This is a genomic window from Bacillus cereus group sp. N12, from assembly GCF_016483575.1.
Classification (GTDB): domain Bacteria; phylum Bacillota; class Bacilli; order Bacillales; family Bacillaceae_G; genus Bacillus_A; species Bacillus_A toyonensis.
Genome location: NZ_JAEHBO010000299.1, coordinates 1 through 231 on the forward strand (window position 1 = coordinate 1; position 231 = coordinate 231).

Genomic DNA, 231 nt, shown 5'->3' on the forward strand with positions numbered 1-231 from the left:
AGCTACAGGATCTCCTGGTGCTACAGGAGCTACTGGTGCTACTGGAGCTACAGGAGCAACGGGAGCTACAGGAGCCAAAGGATTTCAAGGCCCACAAGGAATTCAAGGCCCGCAAGGAATTAAAGGTCCAACGGGAGCTACAGGAGCAACGGGAGCTACAGGTCCACACGGAGATCCAGGCCCGCACGGAAAGCGAGCAACGCCAGGGGCAACAGGGCCAAACGGGACAGA

The 231-nt window shown here is 58.0% G+C and carries 1 pseudogene; it reads left to right on the top strand.

The features are described 5' to 3' along the window. Positions 1-231: pseudogene (locus JDS92_RS30565) on the top strand (BclA C-terminal domain-containing protein); the annotation flags it as partial.